A 17,228-nucleotide genomic window follows, 5' to 3' on the forward strand; every position below is an offset into this window, starting at 1 on the left:
ATGTAAAAGGGGATATGTTCAGTTTTTCCACCCCGGACGTCTGGGAAAAGATTCAAAATATCGAAAAATATTGTGAAGAGGCTCTTAAATTGAGCTCTCCTTATCTTGTGCCCGAAGAACCGGCCCGGGATGTCCCCGTTTTGCACCCTAAATTTCATCCTCCTAAAAAAGGTTTTTCGACCCTTGAAGGTCAGGCCCGCATGCTTCATGACTTGGCCAGCATCGAACTTCAGGCCATGGAACTCGGAGTTCGCACCTTGGTGGAGTATCCGGATGCGCCGCAGGGATTCCGCGAAGAACTTTTGGCTGTGACTGTCTCGGAAGCTCAACATTTGCGCATGTGCTTAGAGGGCATCGCAGATCTTGGCTTTAAATGGGGAGATTGGCCCGTGCACATGGCCTTGTGGCGAGCGGTGAGCGTTGAAGACTCGCTCTTAGATCGTATCTTGATTGTGCACCGCTATCTTGAGGGCAGTGGCCTTGATGCGGGAGACACCTTGATCCGTCGCTTAGAAGGAACAGACGGAAAGAACACCATTCAAAAAATCGTGAAGCAGATCAATTACGAAGAGATCGGTCACGTTGATTTTGGCTCAAGATGGTATCGCGAAATTTGCAACAAAGAAAAACTTGATCCCTCTCAGGATTTTCCAGAGAGAATGGACTCCTTAAGAAAAAGGCTCCCCAAACGTATTGAACCTTTGAATCGCGATTTAAGAATCAAAGCGGGGTTCACTGAAGAAGAAATTCAGTACTACGAAAAACTGCGTTTGGATTTCTTAAAACCGATGTAGTTTCCTCCCGTCAGGCGACAGGAGGAAACCAAAGACGTTTACAGCAAATCACACAAAGAATTGGTGCTGCCAATAGCTTTTACCTTCGCATCACGAACGCGGCGAAGACCGTTCAAAGCATCTTGTCTTAAATCTTTGATGTTCTGAGATGTATCGCCAAAGGTGCAAAGATCTAAAGCCTGATTGTAACCTTCTAGAACTGAATCCGTTCTAAAATCAATACCGGCAGCGATCCCGATATCTCGACAGGCCAACATGTCTTTCTCCTCAAGGATGCTAAAGATGGCATTGCACACCATTTGAAGAGAGAGCTCTTCGGGTGGAGTGTCGCCCTGACCCGCCGATGCAAACGACGAGCTTAGGAAAATAACCGCAATAATAACTGACTTCACAAAAATCTCCTTTCTTTGATTTTGTTGTGAAACCAAAGAAAGCAAGCTGTATGCCTTGTTTTTTATAAGCCAAGACGACGGTGTTTGATTTTACAAGGAAAGGCCGGATGAAAATATCTGAACGATAAGTTTATCGATAAATGTTCACAGAAGGTGAACGGTGGGTTTATTCAAAATCCCGGAAGTAAGAAAGCGAGATCGAAGCATAACTGCTAAATTCACTTTTTTCTTCAAACTCAGGTGACACTGTGACAAAGCGCCAAGAGTAACTCCAGTGAGAGATCTGCACGGCATAACCCACTTCAGTTTCCGCCGTGAAGGGATATTTTTTAACTCGATGGCTTTCACGAAAAGTGTTTCCGTCTAAGAAAATATTTCGAGCAATGGCATTTCCACGAATGCCGGCAAAGCCATACACACGCCAAGGAATATGATGAGGCTTGCCATCAAAATTCACAATAGCATCACCGTCGGCGGAAGAAAGGCGGGAAGGACCAAAGTCATCGGGAAGACGGACGCCCACGCGAGCTATAGCGCCGATATGACCGGCGACAAGAACGTTGCCAAAAGAAGCTCCCCCGTAAGGAATAAAATCAAAACTTCGTCCTGATTCGTTTTCTAATTCAAAGAAACGAATTTTTTGAAAGTAGGAAGCTTGCAAAGTCGGCTCGGTAGAAAGCTGATTCTTCCACCCCTTTGCGTCTGGAACATTGATCATATCGTGAAAACTATTTTGTACTTTTTCGCCCATGGCTTCAGGGCCGATCATGCCGATATCTAACTCCAAAGAATGACTGTGTGTTGGCGTTTTAAAGTTCGCCGTAAAACCTAAATAGAGCCAACCCGCATAAGGACGATCGTTCTTAATAAGCTCCGTTGTGTTCTTGTTGTTAGGAGTGTAAATTTGTTGAGCTAAAGAAATACCGAAGTTTGTCGTGGATTTATTAAATTCTTTATTCAGTCGCTCCGACCAACCTGTTAGAGGCGGAATCCACCCAGGAATTTTGTTTTCCGCATACACGTAAGAAAAACGAATTCCATTGGTATAACCTTGATCTGAGTTAGGACCACCCAAGCGACGGGTGTCGTTCTCAACGTAAACGGTGAAAGACTCTCCATGAGGTTTTACTGTTTCCGTCGCGTTTGGAGCTTGTCCAAAAGTTTTTAGCGAAATCAGAAACAGGAAAAGAAAAATCTTTTTCATAGATTAATCAAGTGTCTCGTCATCTTCCAGAAAGCGCCATTTACCTTCTGGCAATTGACCCAAGCGAAGTTTCCCGATGCGCACGCGTTTTAATCCGGTCACTTTAAGTCCGACAGCTTCACACATGCGACGGATCTGACGTTTTTTTCCTTCACGTAAAATAAAGCGCAATTGGTCTTGATTGAGCCATTCCACTTTCGCAGGCTTTAAGGCTTTTCCATCTAAAGAAAGCCCATGATTGAGCAGCTTTAATTTGTCGTCAGGCAAAGTGCCTTGCACACGCACGATGTATTCTTTTTCCAGTTTGGTTTCTTCACCGATGATTTTTTTGGCAATACGACCGTCTTGCGTGAAAAGCAAAAGACCTTGAGAGTCGATATCCAAACGCCCGGCGACAGCCAATCCTTGAAAGTGTTCCTGACGTAAACGCTGTTTGGAATCGCCAAACTGATTTTCTGGCGTGATCAGTTTGATCGCAGGCTGATAGGGTGGTTCAGGTTGCGCTGACACGTAACCAATCGGTTTGTTCAAAATAATCGTCGCTAAACGCTTTTGTTTTTTTAAAGCTTCCGCTTCCAAGGTGATTTTAACGTTGGGATCTACTTTTGTTCCCAATTGATCAATTTTAATACCGTCAACAAGAACAAGACCCTTAGCAATGTATTCATCCGCTTCACGACGGGAACAAATGCCTCTTTCAGCCATGAGTTTTGATAAACGTACTTTTTCTTCGCTCATAGGCGGATCTCCGTCCAAAGAGTGTCCATTTCATAAAGCTTGATATAAGAAAGATCTTTTTCTGAAACAGATGATTTTAATTTGTCTAAAAAATAAAGTGCGATGTTTTCCGTAGTCGGAACTTTGTCTTTAAACTCTGGAATCACAAAATTAAGATGTTCGTGATCCAAGCGCGTCGTCAGTTGAGTTAAAAGATTTTGGTATTCTGATCTTCTAGAAAGTTCTTGAGAGTTATGAAGAACAAAACCGACTTCCAGAGTGTAGTTGTGTCCATGGCCGTACTGTGTGTAGCAACGGCCAAAAGTATTCTCGTTTTGAGTTTTATCCCAAAGAGGCTGAGCATAAAAATGAGCGCTGCTAAATGAGCTTTTTAAAGTCAGAATCATGTGAGGCTGATTCCTCCATCCACAGTCAGGATAGCTCCCGTTGTCCAGCTTGAAAGATCCGAACCCAGGAAGTAAGCCGCTTTCGCGACGTCTTCAGGTGTACCAATCCGCCCTAGAGGTTGCAGCGATTTCATTTTATCTAAAGCCGCCGCTTTTTTGTCGGCGTCTAAACTATGGAAACCATGAATGGGTGTGTCGACAATTCCAGGGCACACACAGTTTGCACGAATTTTAAAAGGTCCACCTTCAAGAGCCAGACACTGAGTCCAGTTTACCATCGCCGCTTTGCTGGCAGAGTAAGAAGAGGTTGGTCCCGCAGGGCGAAGTCCAAGCGTGGAAGAAATATTCACAATGCTTCCGCCGCCTTGCTCTTTAAAGTAAGGAAAAAAAGCACGGGCAATACGCACAGGTCCTAAGAGATTTACTTCAAACTGTTTCATCCAAATCTCGTCAGTGCCTTCTTCCGTGGAATGCGTTTGATAAATTCCGGCGTTGTTCACAACGACTTCAATACGATGGATTTTTGCGGTGAGCATTTCATCAAGGCGTTTGTTCAAGGCTGTGACATCGGTGACATCACAAGAGACAATCGAAGCACCGCTACGGCACTTGGCTGCGACTTCTTGCAGACGTTCTTTATTGCGAGCCATGAGGTAAACGAAATAGCCGTTTTTAGCGTATTCAATAGCTGTCGCAGCACCGATCCCGCTACTAGCTCCGGTAATTAAAGCGGCTTTCTTCATGGCACATCCCCTGTGGTTAAACTGGACTTATACTAGCAAAGGCGGGGACCGAAGAGAAGTCATGTCCATGCGCGAAGCGTTTTCCGTCGGAATAAAATTCTTCTTTGTAGGCCTTATCCTATTTTCTGTATTTTGGGGACAGCTTCCTTAAAAAGCAGAAAGCCGGGTTGGGTCCCGGCTCTCTTTAACGGTAGAAATTTGAAATGCAAACGAACTAAGCCGCTTTTTTCGCGACGTAGTGATAATACTTCTTATCAAAGTCAGGAGCTTTCATCCCTTCCTTCGTGATCAAGCCTGCTTTGAACCAATCAAAGTGTTCAGCGCAGAAACCCGCCTTTTCAGACTTTTTCTTGCAGCCTTCGCCGCAGCAGCGAGCCGATTCCAAGGAAACTACATTGTTTGGGATTTGTTTTTCGAATTTTTTGTCAGCCATCTTGAGTGACCTCCAGTTGAAATCTTAAGCTGGTTGATTGTCTTAAGACATAAGACTTATCGGAGGAGGTCATTTGGACTTAAGGACCTAAACGAAAAAAGGTACGACGTACCTAGACAGTCTCATTTTGATCCGGGAAAAAGGTACCTGGTACCTTTTAAATCAATTTAAGGAAGCGGCCCATGTCGACGGGTTTCGAGAACAGGTACCCTTGGCCATAGCGGGCGCCTAGAGTTTCTAGAACCAGTGATTCTTCGTTGTTCTCAATACCTTCCGCGATGATTTCAATTCCCATGGCGTGGGCCAAGTGGATGATCGAACTCACAACGGCTTTGGATTTTGGATCGGTTAAAACCTTCATCACAAAGCAACGGTCAATCTTAAGGAAGCTGATCGGCATTTGTGTTAGGTATTGCAGGCTTGAGAAACCTGTTCCGAAGTCATCAATGGAGATTGCATAACCCTGATTACGGCACTGATTTAGCGCTTCAAGAGCGATCGCGCCGTCCATCATGATTCTTTCAGTCATTTCAAGTTTGATGTTCTTTGTTTGCAGGTCGTGTTTTTCGCGAAGGTCTTCTAAGTTGTTCACGAAATCAGAGTGCGTGAACTGACGGCCCGAGATATTGATACTCATCATAAACTCGTCAGCCATTTTGTCTTTTTTGTTTAAGCGCAATTGATCCTGAATTGTGCGCAAATCTTTTAAAGCCTGATTGATAATCCAGTGTCCAATCGGAATCACCATCGAAGAATTTTCAATCACATCGATGAAAAGATTCGGAGACACCAAGCCATGCAAAGGACTGTTCCAGCGAAGCAAAGCCTCGCAGCCTGTGATTTGTTTGGTTTTTAAATTCACGATCGGCTGATAGAAAAGTTCGAATTCTTTATTTTGAAAAGCCTGGAAAATTTGATTTTCCAATTTGATTTGATCTAAGGCACTTTGAGTCCCGTCATCACCAGCACCGGAGTTATCAAACTCGACGTCCGTCACGCGCGTGCCTGTCGGAGTGGTTAAGTTTTTACGGCGCAGTCTTTTAAGAAGAACACGCATTAAAAGCTGCACGACTTTATCGGCTGTTGAAACACGCTCAAGAACTTGTTGTTTTGTGACGATAGCCAGGCGCACATCTTCAAGAGCGCGCACGGAGGCGGAGCGATTTTGATTGTCGATTAAAGCCATCTCACCAAAGATTTCGCCTTCACCTAAGATCGTCAGAGGAATTTCCTCTTTGTCTTTAGTGATGTAAATCAGCACGCGGCCCTTTTCGATGATATAGGCACAATCACCGGCATCGCCTTCGCTAAAAATGATTTGATCTTTGTGAATGTCGACGGACTGAGTTGCTGAATTCATAGAAACCATTTTAGGGTCTTAAGTGCAGGTCCGACAAGTCCAGCTGATTCATTTGATTCAATTTCCATCCAATAAATTCAGGTTTTACGAGAATTGAGAAGTGAATGGCTCCCAGTGGAATCATCAAATGGTTCTTCATCAGATAATCAGCTCCGGCAAGGCACCATTTCTTTTGCTCTGCGGGCTTTTTCGTCTGCGCAAGTGAGGACAAAATCTTTTCGTATTCTGGCGATTTAATACGAAGATAGTTCTCAGGGCTTGTTGGCGCGAAAGTTTCTAAAGCCGCAAGGCAGGTGGGTCGATCCGGAGACACACCTTTACGGAACAGGGCTGGAGGGTTCTGTTGAAGGATTTGTAGAAAGACCTTGTTTTCTTTCACTTCAAGATGCGTTTTAAGCCCCGCATTTTTAGACCATTGATTTTGCAACCACTCGGTCGCACGTTTGTGATCTTCGCCACCAAGTGCTGAGAACATCAATGTGTAAGTTTTAGTGCTTGTGATTTTGGGAACCTTCTTAAGATCATAATCGAAGCACGGTGCTTTTTCTGGGAACCAAGAGTCGGGAAGTCCAATACAACCAGGTTTTCCTTCGGAAGAAAAAATCTTTTGCAATTCAACGTAGTTAAGAGAATAAGTGAAAGCTTTGCGCACATCTTCTTGTGTCGCTAATTCTGGACCAAATCCAAGATAGTCCAAACGAATCACGGGATACCAGTAGAAGTCTTTGCGAGTTTTATGAGAAGGAATAAAAAGAGTGGGAAGGCGTCTTAAAAACTGCAATTCGTTCTTTTCATAAAGTTGCAAAGCCACAGTGTCTTCTTCAATAAAAAGAAATTCGACCTGCGGGCGTTGCGGATGACCGCCTTTGTAAAGGGCATTGGCTTCCAGAATGATTTTCTGTCCCTTTTTCCATTCTTTAAGCTTGTAAGGACCATTGTAAGCAGAAAGATCTTCTTTCGTCGGCGCTAAAAGAAAATTCGCCAGATTGTATTCGAAATCAGGATCGGAAGTTTGAAATTCAAATTTCAAAGTAAGTTTATCCGGAGCCGAAACACCTAAAGTTTCCAGACCCTTTTTGCCAGCAAAGATGTCTTCCGCATTTTTAATTTTAAAAAGCAGATCCGCGCGGGGAGTGGCGTTTTTTGGATTTAGAATTTTTTTATAGGTGCGAAGAAAATCTTCGGAAGTCAGAGGCGAACCATCACTCCACACAAGATCTTTTTTAAGAGAGCAGATAAGGCTTTGTTTTTTATCGCGCTTACATCCTGTTCCTAAATCAGGAACAAGACCTTTGCTGTCGTCATAACTAAAAATATTGCGATAAAGATTTCCTAAAACATAGCTTGAAGAAGAAGTGCGCTGTTTGTTCGGATCAAGCCCACCAGGTTCATTGGAAAGGTGAAGACGAAAAACCTTTTCCGCCGCAAAAGTTCCCGAAGAAAATAAAAGAAGAAATGCCAAGATGATTTTCATAGCTTTAAGCTTAACCAGAATTTACGGGAAACGAAATAAAAAAGGCCTCCGTGGGGAGGCCTTTTTGTCAGAACTATTTATCAAGTTCCATTTTCGCAATTGTTTGCAATTGCATGTTTGTTGTTCCTTCGTAGATCTGGCCGATCTTAGCGTCGCGCCAGAATTTTTCTACAGGATACTCTTTAGTGAATCCGTTACCGCCGAAAAGGTCGATCGCTTTAGAAGTGATCTTTTCAGCAGCGCGAGAAGCATAAAGTTTTGCCATAGCAGCCGCTTCGATGAAGTCTTGGCCCGCGTCTTTAAGGCGAGCAGCATTGTAAACCATCAAACGAGCCGCTTCTAATTCCGTGCGCATTTCTGCCAATTGGAATTGAACGCCTTGGAAGTGAGCGATAGGTTTTCCGAATTGCTCACGACCTTTAACATAGCCAAGAGCTGCTTCATAAGCGCCTTGAGCGATACCGATCATTTGTGCGCCGATACCGATACGACCTTCATTCAAAGTCTCGATAGCAATTTTATAACCTTTACCGACTTCACCTAGAACGTTGGCTTTAGGCACTTCGCAGTTTTCAAAAAGAAGTTCGCAAGTAGAGGAAGCGCGGATGCCCAACTTATCTTCTTTCTTACCGACTTTGAAACCTGGGAATGATTTTTCAACTACGAACGCTGTGATGCCTTTGTAGCCTTTACCGTGGTCGATGTTTGCGAAAACGATAAACACATTGGCTTCTTTACCGTTTGTGATCCAAAGTTTTGAACCGTTCAAAACCCATTTATCACCTTTATCTTCTGCTTTAAGTTTCAATGCGAAAGCATCAGAGCCAGAAGAAGATTCAGAAAGAGCGTAAGCGCCAACCCACTCTGTCGCCATTTTGCCCAAGTATTTTTCTTTTTGAGCTTCTGTTCCCCATTTAAGGAACGCGTTTGTCGTCAAAGTGTTTTGAACGTCAACAAGAACAGAAACAGAGCCGTCAACGCGACCGATTTCTTCAACAGCTAAGCAAGCCATTGTGAAAGTCGAACCCGCTCCGCCGTATTTCTCTGGAGTCTCGATACCCATCAAGCCCATTTCGAAAAGTTTTTTAACGATAGCAGGATCCATCTCTGCTTTTTCGTCCATGTGTGTCACATGAGGTTTGATTTCAGATTCAGCAAAAGCACGAACAGCATCGCGGAACGCGGCTTCGTCTTCAGATAGCATCGTCAAAGCTGGACGAGCGTTAGATACGTCAGACATGGTCACTCCATTCAGTTTGGTTATAACAGTGCGCCTGAAAGTATATGGTTCAAAGAATTTATTCAAGGTCTTGGAAAGACGAGAGCTTTTCTCTTAACAAGCTGTGTTACACTGTTTGCACTTTATATAAGCAAGTGATTCGACATGCTAGACAAGAGTCTAGGCGTGCTTTAGCGTGAGGTGATATGGATTTCGTCGAGATTGGCGCCAAGATTGGCATTTATTTTATTCCGTTTCTTTTTGCACTCTGTTTCCATGAGTACGCTCACGGTTGGGTGGCGCGTCGTCGCGGTGACAACACGGCGGAGGTGATGGGACGTCTGACGATGAACCCTCTCGCGCACATGGATATGATCGGAACATTGATTCTTCCAATCGTTTCTATCGTGTTGGCGACACCGATCTTTTTTGGTTGGGCAAAACCAGTTCCGGTCAATACGCGCAATTTGAAAAATCCAAGAGTGGATATGTTTTGGATTGCTTTGGCAGGACCTCTTTCTAATATTCTTTTGGCGATTGTCGGTTCGATTTTAATCGCCGTCGTCGCAAAGTATTTCATCGCTCTTAGTTATGCGGGCGGTCTGATCGAAATCCTCAAAACATTTATCATCACGAATTTGTTCTTAGCGGTTTTCAATATCTTACCTCTTCATCCACTGGATGGCGGAAAAGTTTTGGCGCGTTTTTTACCGGCACAACTCAACTACAAATTGGAACAGAACGAACACATCACAAGCATGATCTTAATGGCCTTGGTTTTAACTGGAGCTTTGCGCGTTCTCGCAGTTCCTGTGATCTGGGGATATAACAATCTTGTGACCTTGGCTTTGGGAGGCTTTGGAATATGAGTTCTGAAGTCAACGGAGTCGTTCAAGCCCCACCTGCTAAAAAACTGCGCGTAATGTCTGGTATGAGAGTGACGGGACGTCTGCATATCGGTCACTACTGGGGGGCTCTGCAAAACTGGGTGAAACTTCAAGACGAGTATGAATGCTTCTTTGGGGCGATGGATTGGCACGGGATGACCACGGCCTACAAATCTCCCAAAGAAATCGCTCCGTGGACGCGCGAAATGATCGCTGAGTTTCTTGCTTGGGGAGTCGATCCAGAAAAAGTAACTTTGTTTATTCAAAGCCGCATTCCTGAGCATATTGAACTTTTTATGATCTTCGCAAATCTAACTCCGATGGGCTGGCTTGAGCGTGTGAACACGTGGAAAGACGCCGTTGAAGAAATGAAGGCGAATGACACGCACAACTTGGGACGCTTTGCGTATCCAGTTTTGCAAGCGGCCGATATCGCGATTTACCGTGCGCACAAAGTTCCGGTGGGCGCTGACCAGATTTCTCACTTGGAAATTTCTCGTGAGATCGTTCGTCGCTTTAATAATTTATATAAAGCAAAACTTCCAGAGATGAATCATCTCTTGACGGAAATTCCTTTGGTTCCAGGACTTGATGGCAGAAAGATGTCGAAGTCTTATGGCAACACTTTGTATCTCACAGAGGATTCCGAAAAAGATTTAAAGAAAAAAGTAAATATGATGGTCACTGATCCAGCCCGCGTTCGTCGCGAAGATGTCGGTGAGCCAACAAAATGTTCTGTCTATGGCTATCACAAACTGTATTCTTCTGCGGAAGATCTACAGTGGGTGGAGGCTGGATGTCGCTCTGCAGGAATCGGTTGTGGGGACTGCAAAGGACGTTTGGCGGCGAATATCGAAAAGATTTCGCTAGAGCCGCGAGAAAAGAAAAAAGAGTTGTTGAATAATCCAGGTCGCCTTGATTCAATCATCGACGCTGGATGCGACAAAGCGCGCAAGGAAGCCCAAAAAACTTTGGAAATCGTGCGCTCGAGTATGAAATGGTAAGAGGGGACCATCTTTCATGAGTATTACAGTTCAGTTGCCTAAATTTGAAGGACCTCTAGGGCTTCTTCTTTACCTTATCCGTAAAGAAGAAATGGATATCATGGATATCAAAGTTCATGAGATCACCAAGCAGTACCTTGAATATATCAAGTTGATGAAAGAATTGGATCTTGAAGTGGCCGGCGAGTTTGTCGCCATGGCTTCGACATTGATTCAAATCAAATCCCGCATGCTTCTTCCTCAGTACGATGAAAATGGGGAAGTGATCGAGCAAGAAGATCCGCGCAAAGAACTTGTGCAAAAACTTCTTGAGTACCAAAAATATCAAGAAGCTTCGAAACTTCTTTACGACCGTCCTTTGGTGGGTCGTGACGTATGGCTTCGCGGAACTCGTGAATCTCTCGATCAAAAGGAAGAAGAAATTATTCTTGAAGAGAACGCTTTGTTCTCGTTGATTTCGACTTACCGTAAAATGCTTCGATCGGTGAAAAAGAAAATCCATCAGGTGGCAGCGAAAGCTCAATCTATCTCCAGCCGTGTTCTTGAGATCAAAGATCGTTTGATCGTAGGTCAAAAAGTCACATTGATGGAGCTTGTGAATGCGACGGAAGATCGCGCACGCCAAGCTTTGATCACATTCTTATCTTTACTTGAACTTGGTAAAATGGGTTTCGTTAGCCTTTATCAGTCTGAAGTTTATTCTGACATCTGGGTTGATACAAAAAAGCCAATTGAAACGGACGTTTTGTCTCGCGTGGAAGAATACGACTCTATGAGAGCGGACGAAGTTGCTGCCAAGATGATGGAAGAGTCTAAAAAGATTGATCCAACGGAAGATCTTTTGGCGGATGCAGCGGAAGCCGGCGGCACAGAAGGCCAGGAGTCCGAAGCTGAATTTGAATTCGCAGAATCTCCGCAAATGTCCATGAACCTTGATTTTGTCGAAGGGGACGGACAAGAGGTTTCTCTTGAAGAAGCCAGCCAAGACATCGCAAGCGATGAAGAAATCTTGGCGATGGAAAATGAATTATTTAAAGATGATGTGTCAGAAGTTTAGAGGAAATCATGGCTAGAAAACGCAAAAAAAACGAAGAAGTTCAGTCTGAAGTTGAAGTTCTAGCGGCGGAAGCCGACAGAGTGGAATCGTCGAACGACGATCTAACTGAAGTAGAAACCGAGTTTGAAGCCTCTGAAGAATCTTCTGAAGAGATGTCTTCTGAATTAGACGGTATTGAATCCGACGCCTCTGTCTTTCTTCAAGAGGAAGAAGAGTCTGAAGGTTTCTTACCTGAAGCCAGTGAAGAAGATGTTGAAGAAATGGAAATGTCTTCTGAAGACGATGTGTCTGTGGAAGGCACGGAGCTTGATAATTTTGATTCCGCAGAAATTGAAGAAATTGAATTCGTTGAAGAAGAACGTCTTGAAAGTATCGTTGAGAGCGTTCTTTTTGCCAGCGATCGTCCCGTAAGCTTGGCCTCTTTGAAACTTCTTTTCAAAGGCACAAACATTAAGGGTGATAAAATCCGCAGAGCTCTTGACCAATTGGCTGTTGAATACGCCGGTGGACGCCGTGGTGTGACTTTGGAAGAAGTTCCAGGTGGCTATCAATTGCGCACGAAAATCGACAATATGGATTTCCTCAAGCGCACATTGAAAACTCGTCAGTTCAAACTTTCAGGTCCTGCTTTGGAAGTTCTTTCTATCGTGGCTTACAAACAACCGACTGTGAAAGCCGAAGTGGATGAAATCCGCGGTGTGGAATCAGGTCACTTGTTGCGTGCGTTGATGGAAAAGAACTTGGTTGCTTTCGAAGGAAAATCAGAACTTCCTGGTCGTCCAATGCAATACGGAACAACGAAAAAATTCCTAGAGATCTTTGGTCTGAGAAGTTTGAAAGAGCTTCCGACGTTGTCACAAATCGATGAACTTCTTCCAGAAGGTATCGACGAACAACAAGCGGAAGAAAAACCGACTTTGGCAACAATCACAGATTCAATGTCAGAGACTTTCGTAGGTTCTTACTCTCAAGGAGAAGAAGAGCTTATGAAGATTCAAGAGCAGCTTGAAGATATCGCTACAACGACAAATTTCTTTGAAGAAGAAAAACGTCGTCAAGCTGAGAAGCGCGATCAAGACCGTGCACAAACCATCCGTGATGCATTGGCCTTCGGTGAGCCGGTGTCCACTCGTGATGCAAACTGGTTGAAAAAATATGACGAAGCTTTGGCGGCAGGAACATCTCTTGTTGCGATTGCGGCCGAGAAAAAAGCGGCCTTCATGAAAAAACCAATGTCAGAAACTGACGGTTCCGTTGAAGAAGGTTCATTAGAGGAATCTGAAATGATGATGGACGAAGTTTCTGAAGAAAATTCTATGGAAGAAATGGAATCCATGGAAATGGCTGAATCCGAAGAATTGCCATTCCTAGGCGAAGCGGATGATATTGATGAAGAAGGCGAAGCCTCTGTTTAAGGCTCTGCTGAGCCTGTGGATAGTTTATAATATATTGACCATGTTGGTGATGCCCAATGTAGCTGCCTACTTTGGGCGGGTCACATCCCGATTTCTCACTCCGTATGCCAATACAGTGGGGCTCAACGCGAGCTGGAACTTTTTTTCTCCGGATCCGGCTCACACCATGTATATTCGCTACACCATTCGTTATCTCGATACTGAAGGCAACGAGACCAAAGAATCTGTTGAAGGTTATTTTCCAAAAGAAAAAAACAAAGGCATTCCCGAGATGTCTCGTAAAAGAGAACTCTATGCCATGCGCTTTATGGTTATTGATCCAAAGCGTTTGCGTTTATTCTTAGGACCCTGGCTTTGTAAGCAATATCCAGGTTCTACTTCCATTGAAATGGAGCACGTGATTGAAACCGTGCCACCGTTGGACCAAGTGGTGACGCTGAAAGATGAATCTCTTAAAGATCTATCTCAAGAACTTCAGTACATTCGCGAATTCTATTCATGCGCCGGTGCCGAGAACGACGAGGTGGCGCTATGATAAAAAAGCTTTGGTCGACTTGGGATCAGTTCTGGTTTGCTCCGCGAAATCTTTTAGGTCTGGCATTTATGCGCGTTCTGCTCTGTGGAACGATGTTTTATATGTATGCCGTTCGTTTGCTGAATCTGGATTATTATAACGACAATGGTTGGATGCCTCGCTCGATGGCTTTGGAAGCTTTGCCGGAGCTGTATCGTCCGTTATTTTTGTGGAGCTTTTGGCCGGATTCTTTAAATCTAGTGATCCATGTTCTTTTGGTCGTGCTTTTGCTTCTTTTAACTGTGGGTATCGGCGGCCGTTGGATTATGTGGATCGCTTGGATCATTGATATGGGCTTTATTCAGCGAAATTATTCGGTGAATTTTGGTGCGGATATTATCGCGGCCTTGTTTTTGTTCTATATGTCTTTTTCACAGTCATGCGAGCGTTTGAGTGTTTTAAATCTTCTTCGTAAGAAAACGGATTTTAAGTTTTCAGATACGTTGAGTTCCGTGATGATTCGCATGATGCAGGTGCAGATCTGTGTGATTTACGCTTACACCGGTTGGGAAAAACTCAAAGGGGGAAGCTGGTGGGACGGCACCGCTCTTTGGAGTGTGATGGCCAACCCGCAAATGACCACCATGGATTTTTCTTTCTTAAGAAGCGTTCCTTGGAGCATTCCAGTTATTGCTTATTTAACCATTATTTTTGAGATCTATTTCCCGGCGATGGTCGCTTGGCCGAAGACGCGCAACCTGTGGTTGTTATTAGGCTTGTTCTTCCACGCGGGAATTGGCATCTTTATGGGGCTAGGACCTTTTGCGACGACCATGGTGTCGACATATTTCCTGTTCTTAAACCCTCTCATTTTGGAACGGATCGGCAGCAATTGGGGATGGTTGAAGCGTCTCAAAACTAGACCTTCTTAAAAACTCATTTAGCTCTGGGGCTCCCTCATTTATTCTATAAGAGTGGGGGATCTATGAAATCTTCAGCGTTTAAACTTGCAGGAATCTCAAGTCTTCTTGTGTTGTTATCGGCGTGTCAGCCGATCAACGGCAATTCGCTTTTGACGGATCAAAAAGAAGAGTCTTCAAAAAATGCTGTAGATCCAAATCCGAAATCTGAAGAACTTTATTTGAAGGTTTTTAACCCCACCATTCAAGCTACAGGTTTAGATCGTGTTGAGGTTTCCGGTGAATGCTATCTTTCGACTTACCCAAGGCATTCTATCATCGTCTTAAGATCCGGTGTTCAGCTAAGTAATTTTGTTGTGGATATAAATCCTACTTCACCTGTTGATTCAAACACTGCCAGTTGCAAAAACGGCCGCTTTAATCTGGCTTTGAATACAGGGCAATTAGCCAACGGAGTTCATTCTCTTCGCTTCATCTTGCAGGCCTTCGATAAAGATAACAATTTAGTTGTTAACGACGCTCAAGGCGCTAGTAACGTCACTCTTTCGAAGTAATGCGGCGGACGCCGGCAGTGCTGGAGCACCATGGGTGCGCAAGCTGAAGCAGCTCTCTACAAGATAAAATTAAACTGATTCTTAAGCTTGTTCTTAGCTTCTTGATCTTTGCTTTCAAGGATCAAGGTGTCTTTAAGTTGCAGATCACGAATAAAAGTGGCGCGACGTTGAAGAGGAATTTCATTCCCGGTCACAGTCGAGAAGGCCGAATTAAACGGTGTTTTTAATAAAAACTTTTCCTGATACTCTGGAGTCGTCAAAGTATCCAAAACTTCCAAAACTAATTTCTTCTGGTTGGAGTTGACCGGAATTGCGGCTCCCCACATCAAAAGAGCCGAAAGCTGCGGAAAGGAATTTCCCTTAAACTCTTGAGTTAAAGAGGCTTCCATGGCGCCTTCTTTAGGGAGTTCTCTGGTAAGCTGATCTAATTGCAAAGTCAGGATTTTCTTTTGCGCCACTTGATCCCAAAGACCTTGTTCTTTCCACACTTGAAAGTGCTTCAACAAAAGATCTTCATCGGCGAGTAAAAATAAAATCGGTTCTTTTTTGTTTTTAAGGAAGTCGGGGAACGTTTCCCCTTGAGGAATTTTAATTCCCGTTTTCATCCAATAAAACGGCAGAAAATAAAATCCTTCTTGAGCTTTCCCGGTAAAATCAGAAGCCACTCTCTGCAAAAGTTCTTTGCGAGGTCCGGCAATATCAGAAAGCAAGTTTTGATGAACTAAAGTGTTGGCCCAAAAAGAGGGAAGAAAGATCAAGTCCGCAGAGGGGCTGGCAACCGTATTAGCTAAAATTCCATCCCAATCACGAGTGATGGTGACAGAAAACTTCACATGAAGTTCGTCCTCTAGTTTTTCACGAAGGTCTTCAGGAAAAAAGATTTCATCCGTGGTCAGGACTTGGATTTTAGTTGGACTGATAAAGTAGCTTCTAGAAAGACCTTGGGGGAGAACTCCGTGAAGAAATCCTACCCCCATGCAAATTAAAAAGAAAAAAAACCAGAATATGAAGTTTTTCAATGGCGCTTAGAAAGTCTCGTCGAAAGCAACCGCGCCGCTGATACCAGTCTGGTAAGCAGAAACACGTCTTTCAAAGAAGTTAGCAAGTTCTTGCATGTCTTGAAGCTCCATGAACGCGAATGGATTTTTCACGTTGTATCGTGGAGCAATATTCAAGCTCTCAAGGCGTTGGTCTGCGCAATATTCAAGATATTGGCGCATGTCTTTTGGAGACAAGCCTGCCACGCCCAATTGAAGAACGTCATTAGCAAACTCCATCTCACACTCGATAGCGTCTTCAAGCATTTGCGTAACCATGTCTTCCATTTGTGAATTGAAAAGATCTGGTTCTTCACGGCGAGCCGTTTTGATCACCTCAATCGCAAAAGCCATGTGCATAGATTCGTCACGGAAAACCCAGTTTGTTCCAGACGCCAATCCTGCCAAAAGACCTTTTGAACGCAAGAAGTACACGTAAGCAAACGCTGCATAGAAGAACAAACCTTCCACGCAAGTTGCAAAGCAGATCAAGTTCATCAAGAAACGACGACGATCTTCTTTTGTATTTAGAACTTCAAGTTCGTTGATGGAATCAATCCATTTAAAACAGAAATCCGCTTTCTTTTTGATTGAAGGAATGTTTTCAACGGCAGCGAAAGCTTCCGCTCTTTCATCTGGATTTGGAATATAGTTATCCAAAAGAGTCAGATAGAATTGAACGTGCAAAGCTTCTTCGTAAAGCTGACGAGACAAGTACATGCGACCTTCTGGAGAATTCACATGCTTGTAAAGGTTCAATACAAGATTGTTCCCAACAATAGAGTCACCTGTTGCAAAGAATGCCACCAAGCGAGAGATCAAATGTTTCTCTGCCGGAGTCATTTTTGAGTGAAGGTCGACAAGGTCTGTAGAGAAGTCAACTTCGTCTACGGTCCATGTGTTTTTAATACCGTTTTTGTACATTTCGTAAAAAACAGGGTATTTCATTGGGCGCAAAGTTAAGTTAAAGCCTGGATCAAGAATCATAACGTACTCCGAAAAAAAGTGTTTGCTCCATGGGAGCTATTTACGCGACCTCTGTCGCTGATTCAGTTCCGGCGTCCCGAAGGACGCCTTCACTCTTCGCGGCTACCGCC

19 protein-coding genes are annotated in these 17,228 nt (G+C 44.0%); 8 read left to right on the forward strand and 11 right to left on the reverse strand.

The window, feature by feature from the left end:
• Positions 1-14 precede the first annotated feature (14 nt).
• The gene (locus tag AAAA78_RS09200; protein WP_340591643.1) at positions 15-794 is read left to right on the forward strand and encodes a DUF455 family protein; all 780 of its coding nucleotides are present in this window, start codon (positions 15-17) and stop codon (positions 792-794) included.
• 38 nt (positions 795-832) lie between these two features.
• On the opposite strand, the gene AAAA78_RS09205 is transcribed toward AAAA78_RS09200, so the two are convergent.
• The 9 genes from AAAA78_RS09205 to AAAA78_RS09245 form a co-directional block, all read right to left on the reverse strand.
• Positions 833-1,186 carry a hypothetical protein gene (locus tag AAAA78_RS09205; protein ID WP_340591645.1) on the reverse strand — a complete coding sequence of 118 codons (354 nt, stop codon included), beginning with the start codon at positions 1,184-1,186 and terminating at the stop codon, positions 833-835.
• A 166-nt stretch (positions 1,187-1,352) separates the two neighbouring features.
• Positions 1,353-2,390, reverse strand: coding sequence for a lipid A deacylase LpxR family protein (locus AAAA78_RS09210; RefSeq protein WP_340591647.1), 1,038 nt, complete (start codon positions 2,388-2,390; stop codon positions 1,353-1,355).
• Positions 2,391-2,393: 3 nt separating this feature from the next.
• Entirely contained in the window at positions 2,394-3,128 is a 735-nt protein-coding gene (locus tag AAAA78_RS09215) for a pseudouridine synthase (RefSeq protein WP_340591649.1), read from the reverse strand.
• Positions 3,125-3,514 (reverse strand): 6-carboxytetrahydropterin synthase, encoded by a 390-nt coding sequence (locus tag AAAA78_RS09220; RefSeq protein WP_340591651.1) that lies wholly within the window; start codon positions 3,512-3,514, stop codon positions 3,125-3,127. The genes AAAA78_RS09215 and AAAA78_RS09220 overlap by 4 nt, the downstream gene beginning before the upstream one ends.
• A complete protein-coding gene (locus AAAA78_RS09225; RefSeq protein ID WP_340591652.1) occupies positions 3,511-4,257 on the reverse strand; it encodes an SDR family NAD(P)-dependent oxidoreductase in 747 nt (248 codons plus the stop codon). Before AAAA78_RS09225 ends, AAAA78_RS09220 begins: the two co-directional genes overlap by 4 nt.
• Positions 4,258-4,471: 214 nt before the next feature.
• Positions 4,472-4,690 carry a hypothetical protein gene (locus AAAA78_RS09230; protein WP_340591654.1) on the reverse strand — a complete coding sequence of 73 codons (219 nt, stop codon included), beginning with the start codon at positions 4,688-4,690 and terminating at the stop codon, positions 4,472-4,474.
• A 157-nt stretch (positions 4,691-4,847) separates the two neighbouring features.
• Positions 4,848-6,050 (reverse strand): EAL domain-containing protein, encoded by a 1,203-nt coding sequence (locus tag AAAA78_RS09235; RefSeq protein ID WP_340591655.1) that lies wholly within the window; start codon positions 6,048-6,050, stop codon positions 4,848-4,850.
• A 10-nt stretch (positions 6,051-6,060) separates the two neighbouring features.
• Positions 6,061-7,524: a peptide ABC transporter substrate-binding protein gene (locus AAAA78_RS09240; protein ID WP_340591657.1), complete on the reverse strand. Its 1,464-nt coding sequence runs from the start codon at positions 7,522-7,524 to the stop codon at positions 6,061-6,063.
• Between the two features lie 73 nt (positions 7,525-7,597).
• A complete protein-coding gene (locus tag AAAA78_RS09245) occupies positions 7,598-8,764 on the reverse strand; it encodes an acyl-CoA dehydrogenase (protein ID WP_295899193.1) in 1,167 nt (388 codons plus the stop codon).
• Between the two features lie 185 nt (positions 8,765-8,949).
• On the opposite strand from AAAA78_RS09245, the gene AAAA78_RS09250 reads away from it, so the two are divergent.
• Genes AAAA78_RS09250 through AAAA78_RS09280 form a run of 7 tightly spaced genes read left to right on the forward strand, consistent with a single transcriptional unit; the run spans position 8,950 to position 15,094 of the window.
• Positions 8,950-9,612, forward strand: a complete 663-nt coding sequence (locus AAAA78_RS09250; RefSeq protein WP_340591660.1) for a site-2 protease family protein — start codon at positions 8,950-8,952, stop codon at positions 9,610-9,612.
• Complete coding sequence (gene trpS / locus AAAA78_RS09255; RefSeq protein WP_340591661.1) at positions 9,609-10,634, forward strand: tryptophan--tRNA ligase; 1,026 nt, start codon at positions 9,609-9,611, stop codon at positions 10,632-10,634. The genes AAAA78_RS09250 and trpS overlap by 4 nt, the downstream gene beginning before the upstream one ends.
• A 16-nt stretch (positions 10,635-10,650) precedes the next feature.
• Positions 10,651-11,691 carry a segregation and condensation protein A gene (locus tag AAAA78_RS09260; RefSeq protein WP_340591663.1) on the forward strand — a complete coding sequence of 347 codons (1,041 nt, stop codon included), beginning with the start codon at positions 10,651-10,653 and terminating at the stop codon, positions 11,689-11,691.
• Positions 11,692-11,699: 8 nt separating this feature from the next.
• Positions 11,700-13,106, forward strand: a complete 1,407-nt coding sequence (gene scpB / locus AAAA78_RS09265; RefSeq protein WP_340591664.1) for an SMC-Scp complex subunit ScpB — start codon at positions 11,700-11,702, stop codon at positions 13,104-13,106.
• Positions 13,107-13,146: 40 nt separating this feature from the next.
• Entirely contained in the window at positions 13,147-13,641 is a 495-nt protein-coding gene (locus AAAA78_RS09270) for a hypothetical protein (protein ID WP_340591665.1), read from the forward strand.
• Positions 13,638-14,552 (forward strand): HTTM domain-containing protein, encoded by a 915-nt coding sequence (locus AAAA78_RS09275; RefSeq protein WP_340591666.1) that lies wholly within the window; start codon positions 13,638-13,640, stop codon positions 14,550-14,552. The genes AAAA78_RS09270 and AAAA78_RS09275 overlap by 4 nt, the downstream gene beginning before the upstream one ends.
• A 53-nt stretch (positions 14,553-14,605) precedes the next feature.
• Positions 14,606-15,094, forward strand: a complete 489-nt coding sequence (locus AAAA78_RS09280) for a hypothetical protein (protein ID WP_340591668.1) — start codon at positions 14,606-14,608, stop codon at positions 15,092-15,094.
• 56 nt (positions 15,095-15,150) lie between these two features.
• Here the strand turns inward: AAAA78_RS09280 and AAAA78_RS09285 are convergent, their stop codons facing one another.
• Both AAAA78_RS09285 and AAAA78_RS09290 read right to left on the reverse strand, forming a co-directional pair.
• On the reverse strand, positions 15,151-16,071 hold the full coding sequence (locus tag AAAA78_RS09285) for a hypothetical protein (RefSeq protein WP_340591669.1): 921 nt from the start codon (positions 16,069-16,071) through the stop codon (positions 15,151-15,153).
• A 48-nt stretch (positions 16,072-16,119) separates the two neighbouring features.
• Positions 16,120-17,118 carry a ribonucleotide-diphosphate reductase subunit beta gene (locus tag AAAA78_RS09290; protein WP_340591670.1) on the reverse strand — a complete coding sequence of 333 codons (999 nt, stop codon included), beginning with the start codon at positions 17,116-17,118 and terminating at the stop codon, positions 16,120-16,122.
• Between the last annotated feature and the right edge of the window lie 110 nt (positions 17,119-17,228).

The sequence above is a fragment of the Bdellovibrio sp. BCCA genome, from assembly GCF_037996825.1.
In the GTDB taxonomy this organism is placed as follows: Bacteria; Bdellovibrionota; Bdellovibrionia; order Bdellovibrionales; family Bdellovibrionaceae; genus Bdellovibrio.

Bases quoted from the DNA above. Each gene is read 5' to 3' on its own strand.
- AAAA78_RS09200 (WP_340591643.1), top strand. From the start codon at position 15: ATGTTCAGTTTTTCCACCCCGGACGTCTGGGAAAAGATTCAAAATATC.
- AAAA78_RS09210 (WP_340591647.1), bottom strand. From the start codon at position 2,390: ATGAAAAAGATTTTTCTTTTCCTGTTTCTGATTTCGCTAAAAACTTTT.
- AAAA78_RS09215 (WP_340591649.1), bottom strand. From the start codon at position 3,128: ATGAGCGAAGAAAAAGTACGTTTATCAAAACTCATGGCTGAAAGAGGC.
- AAAA78_RS09220 (WP_340591651.1), bottom strand. From the start codon at position 3,514: ATGATTCTGACTTTAAAAAGCTCATTTAGCAGCGCTCATTTTTATGCT.
- AAAA78_RS09225 (WP_340591652.1), bottom strand. From the start codon at position 4,257: ATGAAGAAAGCCGCTTTAATTACCGGAGCTAGTAGCGGGATCGGTGCT.
- AAAA78_RS09230 (WP_340591654.1), bottom strand. From the start codon at position 4,690: ATGGCTGACAAAAAATTCGAAAAACAAATCCCAAACAATGTAGTTTCC.
- AAAA78_RS09235 (WP_340591655.1), bottom strand. From the start codon at position 6,050: ATGAATTCAGCAACTCAGTCCGTCGACATTCACAAAGATCAAATCATT.
- AAAA78_RS09240 (WP_340591657.1), bottom strand. From the start codon at position 7,524: ATGAAAATCATCTTGGCATTTCTTCTTTTATTTTCTTCGGGAACTTTT.
- AAAA78_RS09245 (WP_295899193.1), bottom strand. From the start codon at position 8,764: ATGTCTGACGTATCTAACGCTCGTCCAGCTTTGACGATGCTATCTGAA.
- AAAA78_RS09250 (WP_340591660.1), top strand. From the start codon at position 8,950: ATGGATTTCGTCGAGATTGGCGCCAAGATTGGCATTTATTTTATTCCG.
- trpS (WP_340591661.1), top strand. From the start codon at position 9,609: ATGAGTTCTGAAGTCAACGGAGTCGTTCAAGCCCCACCTGCTAAAAAA.
- AAAA78_RS09260 (WP_340591663.1), top strand. From the start codon at position 10,651: ATGAGTATTACAGTTCAGTTGCCTAAATTTGAAGGACCTCTAGGGCTT.
- scpB (WP_340591664.1), top strand. From the start codon at position 11,700: ATGGCTAGAAAACGCAAAAAAAACGAAGAAGTTCAGTCTGAAGTTGAA.
- AAAA78_RS09270 (WP_340591665.1), top strand. From the start codon at position 13,147: ATGTTGGTGATGCCCAATGTAGCTGCCTACTTTGGGCGGGTCACATCC.
- AAAA78_RS09275 (WP_340591666.1), top strand. From the start codon at position 13,638: ATGATAAAAAAGCTTTGGTCGACTTGGGATCAGTTCTGGTTTGCTCCG.
- AAAA78_RS09280 (WP_340591668.1), top strand. From the start codon at position 14,606: ATGAAATCTTCAGCGTTTAAACTTGCAGGAATCTCAAGTCTTCTTGTG.
- AAAA78_RS09285 (WP_340591669.1), bottom strand. From the start codon at position 16,071: ATGGGGGTAGGATTTCTTCACGGAGTTCTCCCCCAAGGTCTTTCTAGA.
- AAAA78_RS09290 (WP_340591670.1), bottom strand. From the start codon at position 17,118: ATGATTCTTGATCCAGGCTTTAACTTAACTTTGCGCCCAATGAAATAC.